The organism is Candidatus Chlamydia sanziniae (assembly GCF_001653975.1).
In the GTDB taxonomy this organism is placed as follows: domain Bacteria; phylum Chlamydiota; class Chlamydiia; order Chlamydiales; family Chlamydiaceae; genus Chlamydia; species Chlamydia sanziniae.
The window spans coordinates 105799-126135 of sequence record NZ_CP014639.1 but is presented as its reverse complement, the minus strand read 5'-3'; the positions used below and the strand labels follow the sequence as shown (position 1 = coordinate 126135).

Sequence of the window (20337 nt, the reverse complement as noted above, 5' to 3'; positions counted from 1 at the left end):
TAGGGAAGACGCATGGTTTCGTCTTTCTACTTGGCAATCAAATAATTAAATGTGATTTCTTATGCAAGAAAAATAACTCTTCTATGACACAGTCCTAGCGGCTTGTTTTAAGAAGTGGGTGTTAGCAAAGTGCTCTAGCTCCTCAGGAGTGATGTGTTGTTCCCCATCGCAAAGCGCAGTGTTAGGATTGGCGTGAACCTCAATAATAAGTCCATCAGCACCTGCAGCGAGAGCCGCAGATGCTAGAGGCAAGACTAAAGAACGTTTTCCAGCAGCGTGGGAAGGATCTACAATAATGGGAAGAGAGGAGATTTCTTTGATGATAACTAGAGTATTGATATCTAAAGTGTAACGTGTGGAATGTTCAAAAGTACGAATGCCACGCTCACACAGTATCACCCCGGGACAAGAAGATGAAAATAAGATATATTCTGCGGCACAGAGCCATTCTTCAAGGGTTGCTGAGGGATTGCGTTTAAGAATCACGGGACGGTGCATACAACTCACTTCTTTGAGCAGAGGGAAGTTTTGCATGTTTCTTGCTCCAATGCGAAGAATATCCACATGTTCGGCAATGATTTCCACATCGCGGATATCTAAGACTTCCGTTTCTGTGAGTAGACCATGAATCCGTTGGGCCTCTTTATGCCAGAGTACTTTTTCTTTTTCCCATCCTTGAAAAGAGTAGGGACTGGTACGAGGCTTTTTAATTGATCCGCGAAACACTGAGGCTCCCGCTTGCTTTACCGCAAGACCCAACGTAACTGTATGCTCATAGCTTTCTAGAGTACAAGGGCCTGCAATGAGGAGAGGAACTCTTCTACCTATCGATACCTCTGGAGATAGAGCGATACTCCTTATGTCCTCGGAATACTGTTTCAAAGTGTGAGGAAGGGGATGAGTAAATTTAAGAATGAGGACCCCCTTCTAAAGAGCGTTTTGAGGATCGTCCGGTCTCTGGTGTAGTAGCCTCATTAGCAGAACTCCCAGAAAGCGAGGATACTGCAGCAGTTCTCCGGAGAAGACAACCATAGTGATTGGGAAAGCGTATTAAGACAACATCTGCTTCTGCTTCATCAGCAAACCCTGCCCGACAGAAGCCGTGACGTTCGCTAAGTTCTTGGATATGCGTAGGTGTAAGGTCAGACAAAATTTGACATAACGCCGGTTTACGTAGAGCTTGAGCTAATCCCGAAACATGACTGCTTTCTGCCTGTTGTTTTACATCATCCAGTATTGTGTAGAGCTGATTTATATTTAAAGAATAGAGGTAGCTGAGCAAAGTCTCTTTAAATGCTTTGGTAGGACTTTCACTTTGTAGTTTTGTTTGACTAACGAGAGCCCGCAAAGCGATTTCCCTCAAGCTCTTATGGTTTTTAAAATCTAATTGTATTGTATTAAAATACAATCTCAAGGATGGAGCAGAGGCAGTCAGAGCTTTTTTATACGCTATGGTAGCTGCCGTATAAAATGCTTTTAGCATTGTAGACAACTCTGTTGGTCTTTCTCGAAGTTCAGGATGGTTGAGGAGGAAGCTATAAAGTAAAAATCCTGGGGAGAGCTGGTTAATTAAACTTTCCGAGAAAGGAGGCGAGGGTTGGGGGTAATGATGTCCACAATATCCAACAATGTTTAGTCGCGCTAAGAACTTTGTCCATGGGTCCTTATAAGTAGTTTCTAGAGATGCTATCAGTTGAAGGGCTTGTTCGCTTTGGTCCCCAGATAGAGGGAATGCTTTGTAAATCAGTGGTAAAAGTTGATTAAGTAATGAATCGTGAAGAATCACAATTTCAGGATAAGTAGCAAAATATTCACAAAATACAACTATATCCGGAGATGTCCATGGTAAAACGGAAGGCTCGGGAGGATTTAACATAATGGACCCAAGAATAGATTGGGTTAAGCCTCCAAGTATTTTTTGGTTTTCTACTTTTTTAAGAGCATACTGGAGAAAAGGAAGGACAAGGAGTTTGAGCTCTTTCGCAACTTCTCTTGTCTTTGTATTGGTCAAGAATTGGGGATGCTGAAAAATAAGGAAAATTAACAATAAAGCTTGATTGTAGAGAGTATCAGACTTAGTCTTATCAGAAGAGGAAAGCATTTGCATAACTGAAGAATCAACAACTTGTTTATACAGCTGTTGCCAGCTTGGATTGCCATGAATGGCTTGAAGAAATTTTTCTACGATTGTTTTAAGTATAGAGGTATGTTGAAGGATACCTTCATCCTCAAAGGTCATATGCATATCTTTTTTTAATAATTTTGCTATCCGTATTTGTAATCTTTTTAATTGGGAGTGGTGTGTAGCACACTTCAAACTATTGTACATAGTTAAAAAAACCAGCACATGTTCACAAGTAATTCTACATTGCCAGTGGGAATCAAGAAACTTAAACATTTGTTCCGTCGAACTAGGGCTCAAACCCAAAGTATTCTCTAAACTTTTCTGAGAAGAAATATTTTTATAAAGGATTTTGTCTATAGAGTTATAAAAAGTTTGACATGTAGAGTCTGTTTTAAGAGTGGGAGAGTTTAGCAGGCAAGCAAAAAAGGAAAGCACCGAGGAACAGGGTATTCCCATGGGGTGACGCTTGCTAAGGTTGTTTAGAAAACGGTTGTGTTGATGTCTCACAATTGGGGGGAGCTTACTTTTTACTTTCGTATCGAATTCCTCTTGTTCCCATCCTAAGGCAGCGAGTAGACTATCTAGTTTGGCGAAATATCTGGATAACGCAGCTTCTAGATCTTTTTGCTTTTGCTTTTCTTCAGGAGGAAGCTCAAGCATTTCTTGCTCAGTAAGAAAAAGCATAGGAAGTTGTTCTAAAAGAAGATAGAATTGTTCTTGGGGTGAAGTTAAAGGCATCGGTGGGTGAAAAATAAGGTGCTGAGATAAGGAAGGTTTTTGTTGTAATAGGTACTGTGTTGTTGCGGGAAGTAAGTCTTCTTCTAGATCACTTATAAGCATTACTTTAGCAGAGAGCATGTCCATGTTTTGGATAATGTTAGACCGTGCTGTGTACGCTGCTAACTCTTTTAAGAAAGAAGTCAGAATCATAGAATAATGCGGTGAGAGAATAATCTTGTCAAAAATTTGCTGGAATGAGGGAAGGGCATGACAGCGTGTTAAAAGATTAATTACTTGTTGCGTAAGCTCAGGGAAAAGTGTTGCAAATGGAAGCTTATTCAGGCGTGCCGTTTCTTCATAAAATATGTTTGGACAAGTTTTTCTGGCTTGTTGAAGTGCACAAAGATAACCTACGCCATAAGAACGGTATAAACAGTCCCCATCTCCGGAGACATTTACAATAAGGTAGTTGTGATCCAAATACTCCAATTGGTTTAAGCATTGAGTAGCAAAGGCGCGTTCGCGAGCATTGAGAGCGGGATTGTTTGCTTTGATGCGTTGGTGATCCATATTGATCAGAGAGTTTTGAGCAATATATTGGGGATAAGAAACAATGAAGTTAGGGTTGAGATCTTGCCTCCCAGGAAGAATAAAATAGGCATATTCAGGAGCGAAGCCCTGTTCTTGTATAGCCACTAAGGATTCTAAGGAATCTAAAAAGACGTCTTCCTGAGAAAGTGGAGGCGTAGAAGGCAATCGAGGATAAGGAGGAAGTGAAGGAGAAGGGGGGGCTTTTATTTGTGGATCTTTAGGGGGCTGTACCGCTACTTGTAACGTTGTTTGTTCAGGAACGTCTGGAACCGGAGGAACCGGAAGGCCTTGCTCTCGAACATTATGGTATTTATAATAGTGGCAGAGGAGAAGAATGCCTAGAGTGAGAATGTGGAGAAGAATGTATCCTAAAATACGTAGGATTTTCATTACAATGGAATCGTTGGAATCCGTAGTGAAGTGATACTTGTTACTTCTTCCGGGAAGAGGACATGAAGGTGATAACGTAGAATCAATCATAGGTTTTAGCAAAGAAATATTTCTAATTAATCAAAACTCTTTTTTTTTCTGTATAAAAATCGTGATAGAAATAAATTTTCGAGTTTGATAATTTATTTATTTTATATAAACTTTACCATATCTCAAACTTTGAGTACAGAATCCTCCCGACAATGTTAAAATCGTCCGTTTTTTTTTTAGGAGTTTTTGTTGTCATAGTCCTCCTGGGATTGGCGGGCTGCCAGTCCACATTGGATCGTGACTCTACCTGGATTGTAGGGACCAATGCCACCTACCCTCCTTTCGAATATGTTGATAATCGAGGTGAGATCATTGGGTTTGATGTGGATTTGGCTAAAGCCCTAAGTCAAAAGCTAGGTAAGCAACTCAAAGTAAGAGAGTTTGCTTTTGATGCCCTCATCCTTAACTTGAAAAAACACCGTGTGGACGCAATTTTAGCAGGAATGTCTATAACTCCTCCGCGTAAAAAAGAAATTCTTATGATCCCTTACTATGGAGATCAAGTACGTCAACTCCTATTGATTTCGGGATCGCAGGCGGAGATTCTCCCTTTATCTCAATATTCTTCAATTGCAGTACAAACAGGGACATTCCAAGAAGGGTATCTTCTTTCCCAACCCGAAATTTGTGTCCGCTCTTTTGATAGTACTGTAGAAGTTCTGATGGAAGTACGCTATGGGAAATCTCCTATTGCAGTGTTAGAACCTTCAATCGGCGCTGTGGTTCTTACGGAATTTCCTGATTTATATTTCACAGCCCTGGATTTACCTGAGGAACACTGGGCTTTAGGTTATGGCATAGGAATTGCTAAAGACTGCCCTGAGGAGGCTAAGGTAATTCAAGAAGCTCTTTTAGAGCTAAAAACAGAAGGCGTTCTTCAAGCTCTGGCTGCAAAATGGCAATTATCCCCCATGAGTTGAGCAACACTATGAGTTCCTTACAGTTGTATTAAAGATGGTTGTGTTTGTTCTTGGGTATCCCGTGCCTGTGGTTTTTGTGTAAGGTTTATCCATGGTGATGCAAGCTGTATCTTCTCCTTCCCCGATACATAATCCCATTGTACTAGAACGCCGCTCTCTATCTGTAAAAGTGAATCGCAAAAGCCAAATACTGCATGTCATCGCAGCTATCCTGAGCATTTTGAGTTGTGCAATCTTCATTGCTATGATCGTCCTCTTTCCTTATGTTGCTCTGTGGGCAGGGATTTTGGGAATTGCTGTCGGTCTGATTTTGTTTGGCTTGGCGATTCTGGTGACTCTATACGCTACGACTTGCCTAAAAGTCTTAGAAGGTAAATCTCCCAAGTGGACAATAGAAAGAGATGTGTTAGGAAATAAGGTCCGGAGTGAAGAACTTACTCAGCTTTTTGCGCGGGGAGTGTTTCCTAAAGAGCTCGCAGTCTACTGTAAAAAAGGGGGCTTAGATTTTCCAGCAAGTTTAAAAAATGTTTTAAAGAAATTAGAACCCATAACGACTTGTCTCCACCTTTTAAACCAAAAGCTTATCTACACCAACATACTCCTATATTTAGTCCAGCAGTGGAATAAAGCAGACGTCTATCTTAAAGAAAGCTGTCCTCAGGAATTGGCACAGTTATTGTTAAAGCGTCTTATGGAACTCTCGTGTCCTTCCCCGGATCTGTTGCTACTATTGAATAGAGCCGGTGTATTTTCAGACTCTTCTTTTCTCCTAGATTTTGCAACCCGAGGTAAGTTTTGTGTGAAAAACAACGGGACTTTTTGTTTCGAGTTCACAGATCAACCCGTTCCTGTTGAGGAAGCTTTAGGAGAGTTCGAACGTCTATTATCTTTGCGAACTCCTGACATTTTCTTCGGAAAAGATGCGTTTTTTACCTACGTTATGTCTTCAAAATTTTTCGAAACATTCCTCTGCCGCCATTTGGAAAGCCTGATAAAACGTGATCCATACCGTAGCTTGGTTATAGATCCTCATATTCGCATAGAGCAAATGAAGTTTTTTATGGCTCGATACACACTGAGAATGCAAGAGATGTTGATGCCTTTCTTAGAATGGAGAATTCGCTTTAATTCAAATACACTCTGGTGGAAAAGTGCTAACAAAATGTACGAAAAAATTGTTTTGGCATTTGCTGTGTCTTTCCCTGCTATGCGACGCATGCTTTCTTCCCAGGCTCCCCATCTCCTTCCTAACTTAGAAATTCATCACTCTATTTATCGTCATTACAAGCTACTGGCTAATTCTAAGTCCCTTAATTCCAAATATATGAACGTAATGCGTGTCATCTTTGGAAAAATGGATATGAGTATTTTCACCGATTGGGTCATAATACTCGAAACAATAAAGCACAAAGGACTTCACTTAGATATTGAGGCAGACTATAACTGCTGTTTACAAGCCCTAGATCAGCTTCTTTCTTATGCTTCTGGAGGTATAATCGTACAAAAATTTCCTTCTTCGATAAAGCCTAGACAAGAGCAGCGGGATACATCATCCGATTGGATTATGAGAGTCCTAGATTTAGCAAAACAAGGGTTCTCCTTTACAGCATTAAAGGCATTGATTCGTCTGCTAGGTATTGAGCAAAGTTTGTGGGAAGACGCTTTGCCCTTGTTCCACTCGCTTAATATTTATGAACAATTAAAAGATTTTATTCAGGGCAACTAATTTCCCAGTCTTTTCTATAATGTTCTATTTAAAAACCCCACGGGATATCGATTTTTATACCCAAAGATATAATGTGTACAATCAACTTGAGTGGCTTTCTGAGCAATACGCTTAAATTTGGCAGCAAGAGTTTCTCTATGCACAGAGAAGAAAAATGTCCTGAGAGATAAGATAGTGCGTAGAAAACTCATGGAATTGTTTGTACGCGAAGATCTTTTCCTGAAGAACTCCATCCGTCGTATGTGGTAAGACGGAGCTTGGGATACAAAGGCAACCCTACGAATATTAGACAGTGAGATCTTAGAGTGACCCCCGCGCCTTTTCGGCTTTAGAACAAAGACTTTATCCATACCAACAAAACCTTGCTTGGCTAACGAATTTCTAAAATGTCTAAAGGAACTTCTCTTTTTTTTCTCCTGAGTTATTGCGACGCATTTATCCCACCAATATGGTCATAGATTTATCGGTATTTTGTAATTTTATTGCCCGGGGAAAATTTTGTACAAAAAAGACACAACCCTATTCATAGTTGTTATTTTCCCGAATGCAAACATTCTCGTTGATACACACACTTGTGTGACCAAGCTGTGGAATTTTCCTATGCCCGTGTTGACACGTTAATGATATTAGTTAATTATTTATCCTCGAAGAAATTTACAATAACAACATACAATCCTAGGTAAGCTCAAACCTGCCTTGCGCGGTAGGTAGTGTGCCTTTCTTCTGCATTGCACAAAGAAAAGTATCTCTTCCAGAACACAAAGATAACTCAATTCTATTCCAGTGGATTTTTAGGGTGGGGTATTTAGCGGAAGAGAGGCTCCCGCTATATGTAAGATTATTATTGAGGGTAGCTAATTTGCTTAAATCTTTGTAATATGTTTTATATCAAGATATTATATAACAGGTGCCTTATGCTGATACAGCCCACTCCCTCTAAATTAAACCCTGTTGTAACTGTCCCTAGTGCTCTATGGACTAGGATAGAGCAGAAGAGCTTAATCCTGGACTGCCTTACAATTATTTTCGCTATTTTAAGTGCTATAATATTTGTTAGCGTACTAGTGTTTTTCCCCCAAATTGCTTTATGGGCAGGAATTGTGGGAGTTTTCTTAGGTTTTCTTCTTTTATATTTAACATGTGTCGTCGCTGCCTACGCGCTTTCTTTTAAAAAAGTTCCCGAGCTTAAATATCCACAATGGACAGAAAAAAGAGACGTGCTAGGAGATAATGTGTGGAAAAAAGAACTTACGGAGCTCTTTTTACAAGGACATTTTGCTCAGAAGCTCGCAGTCTATCATGCCGACAATTCTTTAGATTGCATACAGACTCTCAAAAATATCTTGGAATTGGACCCTATAGCAACGTGCTTTACCCTCTTGAATAAAGAGCGTATTTCTACAAATATACTTCTACATTTGATTCGGCAATGGAATAAGCTTGAAGATAAACTTCAGCAACGTACAAGCCCAGAACATATTAGCCAGCTATTCCATCGTCTTGTGGAGCTTGCACACTTTTCTCCAGAAATGATTTCTTTACTATATTATGCAGGTGCTTTTGATCCCAAACGCTCACCTATTTTGGAATATGCAAAACAAGGGAAATTTTGCGTCGAAACAGACGGAACATTTTCCTATGAATTTCTTGAGGAACCTTTATCTGCTAAAAAAGCATTAAAACAGCTAGATCGTCTTCTTGCTCTAAAGAATCCCGATATTCGTTTTTGTCGGGGTGCATTTCTCAATTATATTCACACTTTTGAGTTTTTTGCAGCTTTTTTACATGAACATTTTAAAAGTTTAGAACAGCGCAGTGAAAAAGATTTGGATGTTAAGGCCTACGTACAACGTATTGACATGTTTTTAGCTTGCTATAAAGCCCAGATAGAGAAAATTTCTTCTTCAGTCTTAGATTGGGGGTATATCTTTCTTGATGGAGAGAAGTGTGCTGCTACTGTTGAACAGCTATACTCAGAAAGCTATGGGAATTTTAGTTCTTCTAATCAAGCCTTGGAGCAGTTAATTGTTCATGGCTCTATGTTTGCAGACTTGGCAGATTCTTGTCCCTGGGTACTAGAAAATTATACAAAGCTTCTTGAAGATCATCGCCGTACTTTTGCTTCCATAACGGAGTTTATGAATCCCCGCAGTTATACTTCTATTGCACAGGTATTTGAGAGGTGGGTGAGTATGCTCCATATCTTACAAATTGAGGGAGAAACAGAGGATATGAATTATACTATTGCTTTAGACGGTTTAGATCGCGCATTGTGCTGGTTTGCTGCAAGAGTACAGCAGGAGAAAGAGGCTGTCACGAAACACTCTGTATTTTGGAATGCTAGTCAATGGATTCAATGGGTACGGGAATTAGTAGAAGTTCGATTTTCTTTTACCGCGACTAAGACACTCATTCGATTACTTAATATTAGGGAGGCGATTTGGAAAGAGGCACTTCCCTTGTTTGAAGGAACTGTTATTTATGAAGAATTAAAGGACTTTATTGAGGGTGGTCAGCTTTCTTGAGTTTTTATATGATGTTCTCTATTAGAATGTTTTATGACTCATATCTTCGATGATGATACAAGGGTCCCCCCCCCCCCCCATTAAATCCCTTTTTTGTAAAGGGTCCCCCCCCCCCCCCCCAATTGAATCCTGTTTTAGTAAAACAGAACACCGTGAACAGAAAATTCGCTCATAAGCGTGTAATTACGACTAGTCTTGCGCTACTTCTTTTTATTTTTAGCTTAATAGTATTTACCAGCATGATAGTGTTTTTTGCTCACGTTGTCTTGTGGGCAAGTATTTTGGAAATTTGTGGCGGCATGTTCCTTTTATATTTAGCTATACTTACTGGTGTGTACGCGTTTTCTTTAAAGAAATTAGAAATAAAATTTAAGAAGCCGCAATGGACGGAAGAAAAGGATATATTAGGGGACAGTGTGTGGAAAAGAGAACTTGCCGAGGTGTTTTTGCGTGGCTACCTCTCCAAGGATCTTGCCGTATACCATAGGGAGGGCACCTTAGACGCGCAGGCTTCCTTAGCAAATATAGTGCGTTTGAATTCCTTACAACCTTGCTTTGATCTCCTCAAACAGAAGTATATATATACCAACATACTGTTGCACATAGCCCGGCAGTTAATACGTCAAATGTACTATGGCCCTGTCAAAAAAGATAAGGAGTTAGGGAAACAACTATTTTATCGTCTTATGGAGCTTTCCTACCCCGCTCCAGAACTCTTGGTACTTATTCATAATGCACGCGTTTTCGATATCAAAGCTTCATCTCTTCTAAAATATGCAAAGCAAGGGAAATTTTCGATCCGCGAAGATAACACTTTTTGCTATGAATTTATGGAAACTCAGGCTCCTGTTGCAGAGACATGGGCAGCACTGGAGCGTCTTTTCTCTCTGGAAAATCCTGATATTCTTTTCCAAAAGGATTCTTTCTTGAGTTATGTCTATGACTTTTATTTTATAAAGCATTTTTTTTATCAGCATATTAGACATTATATTAAACACTCAATACAGCGGAATCTAAGCTGCTGTTTTCCCTCAGACATTGACTTTCAAGTAGATAAAGTTGAAAAGTTTTTAAAATACTGTGAACCCCGAATACAACTCGTCTATGACATGGTATTGCATTGGGGGCACCACATTCCCGAGGGTGCCGAATGCTATACCACAATGAATCAGAAATGGGTACAGCTCTTTATTCAATTTTCTACTGCTATAGAAGCTTTGGGACGCTTATCACGTAACAACCTCATGAAGAAAACAACCAAGGAAGCTCTTGCGAAATTTATTTCCCACTATAATAAGATTTTAAAAACCAAGGAACGGTTTGTTCAGAGCATGTCTTTCCGCTTTCATACGAATGATTTTGTTGTTTTGTTAGACGTTCTTGATTTAACCCGAAGTGAAGAAATCCCTGAAGATTTACAAGAGGACTATTATCTTTGCTTTCAAGCTGTCGATACCTTGCTGTGTTGGTTTTCCTCTCGTATAAGACAGGGGAAAATGCCCTACATTCCACATGACAATTCCTCGGTTTCTTTATGGAGGCAAAGACTATTCCATTTGACACAGCAAGGACTTTCTTTTGAAGCTGTTAAAGCATTGATTCGTCTGATCCACATGGAAGAAAGCGTTTGGAAAGAGGTGCTTCCCTTGTTTAAAGGAACTGTTATTTATGAAGAATTAAAGAACTTTATTGAGGGTGGTCAGCTTTCTTAGATTTTTATATGATGTTCCCTATTAGGATGTTTTATGACTCATATCTCCGATGGTAATACAAACCGCTACCCCCCTCCTCTCTCGATTGAATCCTGTTTTAGTAGAACAGAACATCGTGAACAGAAAACTCGCTTGTAAGCGTTTGATTGCTGATTGTTTTACGGTTATTTTTGCTATTTTAAGTTGCCTAGTTTTCCTAGCTGTGCTAGTGCTCTACCCTCACATTGTCTTGTGGGTGGGAATTGTTAGTATCTGCGGAGGTATTCTTCTCCTAAGTTTAGCTATACTTGCTAGTATGTACGCGCTTTCTTTAAAAAAATTAGAAGTAAAATTTGAGAAACCGCAATGGACAGAAGAAAAAGATATATTAGGGGACAGTGTGTGGAAAAGAGAACTTGCCGAGGTGTTTTTGCGTGGCTACCTCTCCAAGGATCTTGCCGTATACCATAGGGAGGGTACCTTAGACGCGCATGCCTCCTTAGCAAATATAATGTGTTTGAATTCCTTACAACCCTGCCTTGATCTCCTCAAACAGAAGCGTATATATACCAACATACTGTTGCACATAGCCCGGCAATTAATATCTCAAATATGCTTTATCTCGATTAACAAAAGAAATAAAAAGTTGGGGGAACAACTGTTATATCGTCTTATGGAGCTTTGCTATCCCGCTCCAGAACTCTTGGTACTCATTCATCATGTGCGTATTTTTGACACTGAAGATTCATCTCTTCTAAAATACGCAAAGCAAGGGAAATTTTCGATCCGCGAAGATAACACTTTTTGCTATGAATTTATGGAAACTCAGGCTCCTGTTGCAGAGACATGGGCAGCACTGGAGCATCTTTTCTCTCTGGAAAATCCTGATATTCTTTTCCAAAAGGATTCTTTCTTGAGTTATGTCTGTGACTTTTATTTTATTAAAGATTTTTTATATCAGCATTTTAAACACTTAATACAGCGAGATCCAGGCCACTGTCTTGCCCGAGGCATTAATTTCGAAGTAGAGAAACTTGAAAAGTTTTTAGCATGCTGTAGACTGCGAATGGAACTCGTCTATGACATGGTATTGCATTGGGGGCACCACATTCCCGAGGGTGCCGAATGCTATACCACAATGAATCAGAAATGGGTACAGCTCTTTATTCAATTTTCTGCTGCTATAAAAGCGCTGAAACGACTAATACATAACAATCTCATAGAGAGAACTACCTGGAAGGCTCTCACGAAATTTATTTCCCACTATAATAAGATTTTAGAAACCAAGGAACGGTTTGTCCGGGGCATGTCTTTCCACTTTCATACGAATGATTTTGTTGTTTTGTTAGACGTTCTTGATTTAACCCGAGGCGGGAGAATCCCTAGGGATTCTCAAGAGGATTACCATCTTTGCTTTCAAGCTGTAGATGCCTTGTTGTGTTGGTTTTCCTCTCGTATAAGACAGGGGAAAATGCCCTACATTCCACATGACAATTCCTCGGTTTCTTTATGGAGGCAAAGACTGTTCCATTTGGCACGGCAAGGACTTTCTCTTAAAGCTCTTAAAACATTAATCCGCTTGCTCAACTTTAATAAATTGGTTTGGGAAGATATATTGCCCCCACTTGAAAATCTCCTGTTTTATGAAGATTTGAGAAACTTTATCCAAAGTTAATTCGGACACTTCCTTTATAAGACAAGTTGTACATTTATGAAAAATCACTATAAAGCAAGGAAATTCGAGTAACTTAAGGTACATCTGAAAAAAGGCGTACGATAAAATCTTTTTTCAAATCTCCCGAAAAGTTCAAAAAGCATAGGCCTTTTATGCAGCCTTTTGTAATGCGGGAATTTACAAGGTTGATTGAGGATGGTCAACTTTCCTAAATCTCTATATAATAATATGTTCTCAAGGTCGTTTTATTTTTTAGGATAGTAATTATGCTTGGTTCTTTTCCTTGTTATCCTGGAGCTGGGAATAACGATATTTATAAGGATAGGTATTTTTATTGTACCTTATGTTCTGCAATAGTTCATCCTTGTGAGGTTTCTCTCTCTGTTCTTGATAGGAAAGGAGAGTGTTCTGAAATTATCAAGGTAATGCGCTGTAAAATACATAGAATAAAAGGATTGGTTATTCACGGTGCGATAACCTCTCTGTGGGTTTTAGAACCCCAAGATGAACAGGTCCATCAGTTACAAGACAGAATGGTGCAATTGTGTTCTCGTGTTAGGGAATTCGATATCTTTACAATACTTAGCGCCGTGTTGGGAGGTCTTCTTATTCTTACAGGTCTCATTCTCAGTATTATAGTTGCTGGTCCTATCATTGTTGGCTTAAGTGTCTGGGTACTCCCAACAATTCTTATAGGCATAGGTCTAATTTTGTGTATATGTGGAAAATTGTTCAATTACATGGGAAAAAAACATATCAAACAATGGGTAAAACTTGCTGAAGAATACAAAACCTATTGTCAACTACGTCAAATACAGCAAGGTTCTAATAACTACGTAGTAATCACAGATTTCCCACCGACTTGTTCGTTAGGAATTCCTATAGAAGCTTCGTTAAAATAGAAGGAAGTACAGTAATACTTTAATACTTTTTTTTTCTAAGACGGCTTCTCCTTTTTCTTAATTTTCCCGGCAGCTACAATTTCTGTTACGATTAAGCAATGGCAAACTTATGAAAACAGATGGCGGTCATGATGTTGCGGTAGGAAAATTGATTTTTCTGGGGACAGGAAACTCTGAAGGAATTCCCGTGCCCTTTTGTATGTGTTCTGTCTGTATAGGAAAGAAAGTACAACGTTGGCGTCCCTCCGTACTCATTCAATATCAGGACAAGAATTATATCATCGATACAGGCCCAGATTTCCGAGAGCAGATGCTTACCTCAGGAATTTCTAAGCTCGATGGTGTATTCCTGACACATCCTCATTACGATCATATCGGTGGGATTGATGATTTGCGTGCCTGGTATATTGTAACGCGGGATTCCTTACCCCTAGTCCTGTCAGCAAGTACGTATAGATACTTAGAAAAGTCAAAAGCACATTTGGTTCTCTCTGCCACGAAGGAAGAAGCTCTTCCCGCTGTTTTAGAATTTAAGATTTTACATAAACTGTATGGCGAAGATATCTTCAGAGACCTTCCTTACACTTATCTTTCTTATTACCAAAAATCTTGTCATGTTCTAGGATACCGTTTTGGAAATCTCGCCTACCTTACGGATTTGGCTCGCTATGATCGTGAGATTTTTAATTATCTGCACAATGTGGATACTGTGATACTTTCGGCATGCACAGAAGAACTTCCTGAGGTCTTTCGTGGACGCTTGCCCTCACACCTTACTGTCCCACAAGCAGAAGCCTTCGCAGAACATGTGGGAGCCAAACACCTAATCATTACTCATATAGGCCATAATTTAGAAGAGGAACGTGAGAATTATCCTCATGTGGTGTTTGCTTATGACGGCATGGAGGTTTCTTGGAGAATATAAAAAAAGATAAACACAAGGGCAAGAACATACCGAATCACAACAATACCCTAGAGGAAAAGCTTCCCTCACCTCATGAAAAGCAAGATACTTTCCAAGCTCTTGCAGTCTCCTGTTACAGCAGTAAAACAGATCCCAGCATTGTTCTAGAACATTTGGAAGAACTTGTTTCTCTTGCAGAATCTTGTGGGATTGCCGTTATAAAAACCCGCTCATGGATTTTGAAGACACCCATAGCTTCCACCTACATAAATGAAGGGAAACTTGTAGAAATCGAAGAGATCCTCAAAGCCTTTCCCTTCATAGGAACTGTAGTGATAGATGATGAGATTACCGCATCACAGCAACGCAATCTAGAAAAACGTCTGAAAATTGCCGTCTTAGATAGAACCGAGCTTATCTTGGAAATCTTTGCCAACCGTGCTCTAACGGCAGAAGCGCGCCTTCAGGTAGAGCTAGCACAGGCGCGGTACCTCCTTCCCCGCTTAAAAAGAATGTGGGGCCACTTATCACGTCAGAAATCTGGAGGCGGAAGCGGAGGATTCGTCAAAGGTGAGGGAGAAAAGCAAATTGAACTCGATCGTAGGATGATTTGGGAGAAAATCCACAAACTGACAACGGAACTCAACGCTGTTGTCAGGCAGCGCGAACAACGTCGTAAAGCTAAAGAACGACAGGAAATCCCTACGTTCGCTTTGATCGGTTATACAAATTCAGGAAAGAGTACCCTGTTAAACTTACTCACTGCTGCAGATACCTGCGTTGAAGATAAGCTGTTTGCTACCCTAGATCCTAAAACACGAAGATGTAGACTTCCCGGAGGGTGTCGTGTCCTCATTACCGACACTGTAGGTTTTATTCGAAAATTACCCCACACCCTAGTGGCAGCATTCAAAAGTACTTTAGAAGCCGCCTTACACGAAAAGGTACTCCTCCATATTGTGGATGTTTCCCATCCTTTAGCTTCGGAACATGTACAAACAACCTACGACATTCTTGAAGAGTTGGGCATTCATAATCCCAAGATCATTACAGTGCTAAATAAAATCGATGTTCTTTCTGAAGGAAAGATCCCCTCCAAGTTGCGACTTCTTTCCTCACGTCCTGTTCTTATTTCAGCGAAAAGAGGAGAAGGAATCCAGAGCCTTCTAGCTGCCATGACGAATATCATCCAAGAAGATTATACTGAGGTTACCCTCCACTTTCCCTATACAGAATATGGGAAATTCGCTGAGCTTTGTGACTCCGGTTTGATTGTCTCACACCGATATCAAGAAGATTATTTATTAGTAGAAGCTTATCTTCCTAAGAAGTTCCAAAAAAGATTTCATTCTTTTGTTGTCGAAGGCTTGTCTGAAAATCCTCCCGAGTAACTGAAAATAAACGTTTTTTTAAAAAAGATTACAAGCTTTTCTTCATTGAGAGGAATCTTTGTTAGTGAGAAAAAGGTTGATATTTTAAAATGCCTGGGCATTGCCAATCTTTTTAGGTACAACAGGAGTATGTGGTGGTTGGAAAAACAGAAGTCACCTTTAAGCTTATCTGTTTGGGATGTCGTGTAAATCAATATGAGATCCAGGGGTATAGAGACCAACTGACTATTCTAGGATATCATGAGATCCTAGATCCTCAGAAGCCTGTGGATTTATGTATAGTAAATACTTGTGCTGTAACGGGAGCTGCAGAAAGCGCAAGCCGCCACACTGTACGCCAACTTTGTCGGCAAAATCCACATGCATGTTTGGTAATCACAGGGTGTTTGGGAGAATCTGATAAGGAATTCTTCTCTTCCCTAGGACGACAATGCTTGATTATCCCAAATAAAGATAAGTCTCGACTTATAGAGAAAATTTTCCCCTACACCGAGATGCTTCCAGAATTCCAAATTCGTAATTTTGAAGGAAAATCCCGAGCCTGTATTAAGATTCAAGATGGGTGCAACTCTTTTTGCTCCTACTGCATTATTCCCTATTTGCGAGGACGTTCCATCTCCCGGCCTGCACAAGAAATTTTAGAGGAAATCTCAGGTCTTATCTCACGAGGTTATCGCGAAGTCGTCATTACGGGAATTAACGTGGGAGATTATTGCGACAAAGACATCTCCTTAGCTGCTCTCATCTACGAGATAGATAAAATCCAGGGGATAGAAAGAATCCGTATTTCCTCTATAGATCCAGAGGATGTTACTGAAGAGCTACGCAGAGCACTGACTTCTTGTGAGCATACGTGTCCCTCCTCCCACCTTGTTCTTCAATCGGGATCGAATAGTATCTTAAGACGGATGAATCGCAAATATACACGCCAGGATTTTTTAAACTGTGTGGAAGACTTACGTACCTACGATTCTCAATATGCTTTTACCACAGATGTGATTGTAGGATTCCCAGGAGAAAGTGAACAGGATTTTGAAGATACCTTGCGGCTAATCGAAGATATAGGCTTTATCAAAGTGCATATTTTCCCCTACAGTTCTCGCCGTCGAACGAAAGCAGCAAGCTTCGAACACCAAGTAACGCAGAAGGTCATAACAGAACGTAAGAAGCTTCTTGCTGAAGTGGCAAAGCAAGTGGCCCATAAGGAAATGGTCAAACGCCTAGGCGCTATAACCCAGGTACTCGTTGAACAAATCCACGACGGTGTGGCCGTAGGGCATTCCCCATATTTTGAGAAGGTCTTTTTCTCTGCCTTTCCCAACACCCAGATAAACACATTAGTTTCTATACGACTTAACACTATCAGAAATGCAAGCCTATGTGGAGAATGTCTATGATTTCTCTAACACAATATTTCAAACCTTACACCCGAATTCCTGGTAAAGCCCTACCCATCCCAGGCGCCACACTCTATGCAAGAGTATTTCCTAGTTGTTGGAGCCTCTTCTCCTCAACCCATGAGCTTCTCGCTAAAGAATCTGTGGTTATGCAGGGCCCTTTGAAGCGTTTCGTAGTATTTCAGGATTTACATCGCGGAGGATTGGCAATTACCTCGGAGTGCTACAAATATTACCTTCTTCCTTCAGGAGAATATACCACATCTTTAAAAGGAAAGCTCCCCTCAGCATCTTTAGCAGTACCTCTCCTTTCCCTCGGTGTGCATAAACATGCTGATTGGCAAAAGATCCGGCAGCGTCAGGACCTCAAAGAAATGCTTCCTTTATGGCTGCGGTTAGCCGCTATGGTCCCTAAAGAAAAGCATGAAGATCCTCTCCCTACCTACGGAACAGGAAGGCTGCTCGCTAGGGCACATCAAAAAATTCGTGAAAAAAAAATTACAGAAATCGTTCCAACTCTACTCTCCCTAGTACTGTCAGGATTTTCAGAATGTTTCCTTCCTCGCCTTTATGATACAGAATGGCAGGGGATCCTCCCCGATATCACCCCAAATCACGAATTGGAAGTGCCTTTTTCGCTTCTTGCTCATAGCTTTGTCATGCTGCAAGAAATTTTCATTTCCTATCAAGGGAAGTTCATACAAATCCTTCCTGCTTTACCTCCCGAATTTCCTTGCGGGCGTTTAGTAGGAGTGCATCTCCCTAATATCGGGACTTTGTCCATGATCTGGACAAAAAAGACCATTCGTCAAGTGAGCTTAGAGGCTTATCATACGACACCATTGTTTCTGCAGTTTTGTTCTTCTTTGCGCACTGCCCGCCTACGCCAGTGGACCCGGAGGCGTTTTTCGGGATTTAAACAAATAGCTTTAGGAGAAAATGTGGAGATAAAAGCAGGAACAACTTATCTATGGGATTGTTTTTGTAAATAGATAGCGCCCTTCTATGGTTGACCGTCTGTTCAATGCTCAAGATCTTACTTTGCTCATCTCAGGAAAGCAAAGTAATCCTCATGAGCTTTTAGGTATCGTACCTGAAGATGCCCTCCAAGATCGTATTGTTCTTTTTCGCCCAGGCGCTTGCCATGTTACCATTGAACTCTTAGGAAAACACCATGCGGCTATTCCTCATCACTCTGGGCTCTTTTCTATCTCCGTACCTAAAGGAATCACCTCCAAAGATTACCGCATCTATCATCAAAATGGATTGCTAGCCCATGATCCTTATGCTTTTCCTCCCCTTTGGAGTGAAATGGATAATTTTTTATTCCTTCAAGGGACACATTATCGTATTTATGAACATATGGGGGCCATTCCTTGGCAAGTAGAGGGGATTCCCGGTGTGCTCTTTACCGTTTGGGCTCCAAGAGCACAAAGGGTCTCTGTAATCGGAGATTTCAATTTCTGGCACGGCCTTGTCAACCCCTTACGTAAAGTCTCTATAGAGGGGGTTTGGGAGCTCTTTGTTCCCGGCCTTGAAGAAGGAAATCGATACAAATGGGAGATAATCACAGTATCAGGAGAGCTTGTCATTAAGACAGACCCCTATGGGAAAAGTTTTGATTCTCCTCCCGAAGCCGCTGCTATCGTCGTGAATAGTGATCGGTACCGTTGGAGTGATGACACTTGGATGAAACAGCGTAGAGAACAAAGAGAACGTCCTTTGGCAATTTACGAAATACATCTTGGTTCCTGGCAATGGGAAAATGGAACCCCATTAAATTATCGCAAGTGCGCGCAACAGCTCGCTCAGTACTGTAAGAAGATGCACTACACCCACATCGAACTACTCCCCATAACGGAACACCCTTTAAATGAATCTTGGGGATATCAGGTGACGGGTTATTACGCACCCACGTTTCGCTACGGCCCTCCCGAGGATTTTCAGTATTTCGTAGACTACCTACACAGACACAATCTCGGGGTTATCCTGGACTGGGTCCCTGGCCATTTCCCCACAGATAGCTTTGCCTTAGCTTCTTTTGATGGGGACTCTCTCTATGAATATATGGGACATCGCAATCCTTTCCATCCTCATTGGCATACCTACACTTTTAATTATGGCCGTAAGGAAGTCTCAAACTTCTTATTGGGAAGCGCATTGTTCTGGCTCGACAAAATGCATATAGACGGCCTACGCGTAGATGCTGTTGCCTCCATGCTCTACCGTGATTACGGACGTCAAAACGGAGAGTGGTCCCCCAATATCCATGGAGGTAGAGAAAATCTCGAAGCTATCGAATTTTTTAAACATCTAAACTCTGTAGTTCATCGTGAGTATCCCGGAGTATTAACATTTGCTGAGGAATCTACAGCATTTCCTGGAGTTACAGACACCCCAGAAGCTCAAGGGTTAGGATTCGATTATAAATGGAATTTAGGGTGGATGCATGATACCTTTCACTATTTTACTAAGGACCCTATTTATCGTAGATATCACCAAAAAGATCTGACCTTCAGTTTGTGGTATGCCTTTGATGAAAGCTTTGTTCTCCCCCTCTCACATGATGAGGTCGTTCATGGAAAAGGTAGCCTAATGAATAAGATGGTTGGAGATTCTTGGACACGCTTCGCCCACCTCCGGCTGCTGCTGAGCTATCAACTTTGTCTCCCAGGGGTAAAACTACTCTTTATGGGGGGAGAGTTCGGACAATGGAATGAATGGACCCCGGATCGTGCCTTAGATTGGGAGCTTTTAAAACATCCCGAGCATAAAGCGCTCCAGCAGTGCGCTGCAGAATTGAATGCTTTCTATTTTCAGCAGCCCTACCTATGGCTGGGAGATGGCACTCGAGATTCCTTCCTTTGGGTAGACTTCCAGGATATAGAAAATAATGTCATTGCCTATTACCGTTTCGCTAGAGGAGAACGGAAAAGTGCTCTCCTTTGTGTGCACCACTTGAGTGGGGGAACATTTCCTTCCTATGAATTCCATTGCTGCAATCTCGCCAGCTGTGAATTGTTGTTCAATACAGATGATCAACATTTTGGGGGATCGGGAAAAGGCAGGCGTCCTCCCAAAATCTGTGAAAATCCTAACCATGGTTGGGGTATTGATATAGAACTTCCCCCAATTGCTACTTTGATTTTCCGAGTGACCTTCTATTAAACAATTCTATATTCTAAGCTTTTTTAAGTAACTTGTATTATCTTTGTTAAATTCCTTAAGGATTTTGTTCTCTAGTCGATATCGAAAAGCTATTTTATAATAGAAATAACTGTTTTTATTTT

At 40.7% G+C, this 20337-nt stretch carries 14 protein-coding genes; 11 read left to right on the top strand and 3 right to left on the bottom strand.

Features of this window, described 5'->3' with window-relative positions; all coding sequences use genetic code 11:
• Window positions 1-81 precede the first annotated feature (81 nt).
• Both aroF and Cs308_RS00430 read right to left on the bottom strand, forming a co-directional pair.
• A complete protein-coding gene (gene aroF, locus Cs308_RS00435) occupies window positions 82-915 on the bottom strand; it encodes a 3-deoxy-7-phosphoheptulonate synthase (RefSeq protein WP_082904988.1) in 834 nt (277 codons plus the stop codon).
• The gene (locus Cs308_RS00430) at window positions 908-3916 is read right to left on the bottom strand and encodes an OTU domain-containing protein (RefSeq protein ID WP_066481316.1); all 3009 of its coding nucleotides are present in this window, start codon (window positions 3914-3916) and stop codon (window positions 908-910) included. The genes aroF and Cs308_RS00430 overlap by 8 nt, the downstream gene beginning before the upstream one ends.
• A gap of 152 nt (window positions 3917-4068) precedes the next feature.
• Between Cs308_RS00430 and Cs308_RS00425 the strand changes: the two genes are divergently transcribed.
• Together Cs308_RS00425 and Cs308_RS00420 are read left to right on the top strand one after the other, a co-directional pair.
• Window positions 4069-4836, top strand: coding sequence for a transporter substrate-binding domain-containing protein (locus Cs308_RS00425; RefSeq protein WP_066481314.1), 768 nt, complete (start codon window positions 4069-4071; stop codon window positions 4834-4836).
• A 91-nt stretch (window positions 4837-4927) separates the two neighbouring features.
• Complete coding sequence (locus tag Cs308_RS00420; RefSeq protein ID WP_066481311.1) at window positions 4928-6562, top strand: hypothetical protein; 1635 nt, start codon at window positions 4928-4930, stop codon at window positions 6560-6562.
• A 14-nt stretch (window positions 6563-6576) separates the two neighbouring features.
• Here the strand turns inward: Cs308_RS00420 and Cs308_RS04995 are convergent, their stop codons facing one another.
• On the bottom strand, window positions 6577-6912 hold the full coding sequence (locus Cs308_RS04995; RefSeq protein WP_156506720.1) for a hypothetical protein: 336 nt from the start codon (window positions 6910-6912) through the stop codon (window positions 6577-6579).
• Window positions 6913-7476: 564 nt separating this feature from the next.
• Here Cs308_RS04995 and Cs308_RS00415 point away from each other — a divergent pair.
• The 9 genes from Cs308_RS00415 to glgB all read left to right on the top strand — a co-directional run bounded on the left by Cs308_RS00415 (window position 7477) and on the right by glgB (window position 20215).
• A complete protein-coding gene (locus tag Cs308_RS00415; protein ID WP_066481308.1) occupies window positions 7477-9087 on the top strand; it encodes a hypothetical protein in 1611 nt (536 codons plus the stop codon).
• Window positions 9088-9326: 239 nt separating this feature from the next.
• Window positions 9327-10799 carry a hypothetical protein gene (locus Cs308_RS00410; protein ID WP_066481306.1) on the top strand — a complete coding sequence of 491 codons (1473 nt, stop codon included), beginning with the start codon at window positions 9327-9329 and terminating at the stop codon, window positions 10797-10799.
• Between the two features lie 49 nt (window positions 10800-10848).
• On the top strand, window positions 10849-12453 hold the full coding sequence (locus Cs308_RS00405; RefSeq protein WP_066481304.1) for a hypothetical protein: 1605 nt from the start codon (window positions 10849-10851) through the stop codon (window positions 12451-12453).
• Between the two features lie 266 nt (window positions 12454-12719).
• Entirely contained in the window at window positions 12720-13355 is a 636-nt protein-coding gene (locus Cs308_RS00400; RefSeq protein ID WP_066481302.1) for a hypothetical protein, read from the top strand.
• Window positions 13356-13464: 109 nt separating this feature from the next.
• Complete coding sequence (locus tag Cs308_RS00395) at window positions 13465-14280, top strand: MBL fold metallo-hydrolase (protein WP_066481295.1); 816 nt, start codon at window positions 13465-13467, stop codon at window positions 14278-14280.
• Between the two features lie 26 nt (window positions 14281-14306).
• Window positions 14307-15650, top strand: a complete 1344-nt coding sequence (hflX, locus tag Cs308_RS00390) for a GTPase HflX (RefSeq protein WP_420834802.1) — start codon at window positions 14307-14309, stop codon at window positions 15648-15650.
• A gap of 131 nt (window positions 15651-15781) precedes the next feature.
• Window positions 15782-17047 (top strand): tRNA (N(6)-L-threonylcarbamoyladenosine(37)-C(2))-methylthiotransferase MtaB, encoded by a 1266-nt coding sequence (mtaB, locus tag Cs308_RS00385; RefSeq protein ID WP_066481289.1) that lies wholly within the window; start codon window positions 15782-15784, stop codon window positions 17045-17047.
• On the top strand, window positions 17044-18039 hold the full coding sequence (locus Cs308_RS00380; protein WP_066481287.1) for a hypothetical protein: 996 nt from the start codon (window positions 17044-17046) through the stop codon (window positions 18037-18039). Before mtaB ends, Cs308_RS00380 begins: the two co-directional genes overlap by 4 nt.
• Window positions 18040-18052: 13 nt before the next feature.
• Window positions 18053-20215 (top strand): 1,4-alpha-glucan branching protein GlgB, encoded by a 2163-nt coding sequence (glgB, locus tag Cs308_RS00375; RefSeq protein ID WP_066481285.1) that lies wholly within the window; start codon window positions 18053-18055, stop codon window positions 20213-20215.
• The last annotated feature ends 122 nt before the right edge of the window (window positions 20216-20337 follow it).

Bases quoted from the DNA above. Each gene is read 5' to 3' on its own strand.
- Cs308_RS00430 (WP_066481316.1), bottom strand. From the start codon at position 3,916: ATGATTGATTCTACGTTATCACCTTCATGTCCTCTTCCCGGAAGAAGT.
- Cs308_RS00425 (WP_066481314.1), top strand. From the start codon at position 4,069: ATGTTAAAATCGTCCGTTTTTTTTTTAGGAGTTTTTGTTGTCATAGTC.
- Cs308_RS00420 (WP_066481311.1), top strand. From the start codon at position 4,928: ATGGTGATGCAAGCTGTATCTTCTCCTTCCCCGATACATAATCCCATT.
- Cs308_RS04995 (WP_156506720.1), bottom strand. From the start codon at position 6,912: ATGGATAAAGTCTTTGTTCTAAAGCCGAAAAGGCGCGGGGGTCACTCT.
- Cs308_RS00415 (WP_066481308.1), top strand. From the start codon at position 7,477: ATGCTGATACAGCCCACTCCCTCTAAATTAAACCCTGTTGTAACTGTC.
- Cs308_RS00410 (WP_066481306.1), top strand. From the start codon at position 9,327: ATGATAGTGTTTTTTGCTCACGTTGTCTTGTGGGCAAGTATTTTGGAA.
- Cs308_RS00405 (WP_066481304.1), top strand. From the start codon at position 10,849: ATGGTAATACAAACCGCTACCCCCCTCCTCTCTCGATTGAATCCTGTT.
- Cs308_RS00400 (WP_066481302.1), top strand. From the start codon at position 12,720: ATGCTTGGTTCTTTTCCTTGTTATCCTGGAGCTGGGAATAACGATATT.
- Cs308_RS00395 (WP_066481295.1), top strand. From the start codon at position 13,465: ATGAAAACAGATGGCGGTCATGATGTTGCGGTAGGAAAATTGATTTTT.
- Cs308_RS00380 (WP_066481287.1), top strand. From the start codon at position 17,044: ATGATTTCTCTAACACAATATTTCAAACCTTACACCCGAATTCCTGGT.
- glgB (WP_066481285.1), top strand. From the start codon at position 18,053: ATGGTTGACCGTCTGTTCAATGCTCAAGATCTTACTTTGCTCATCTCA.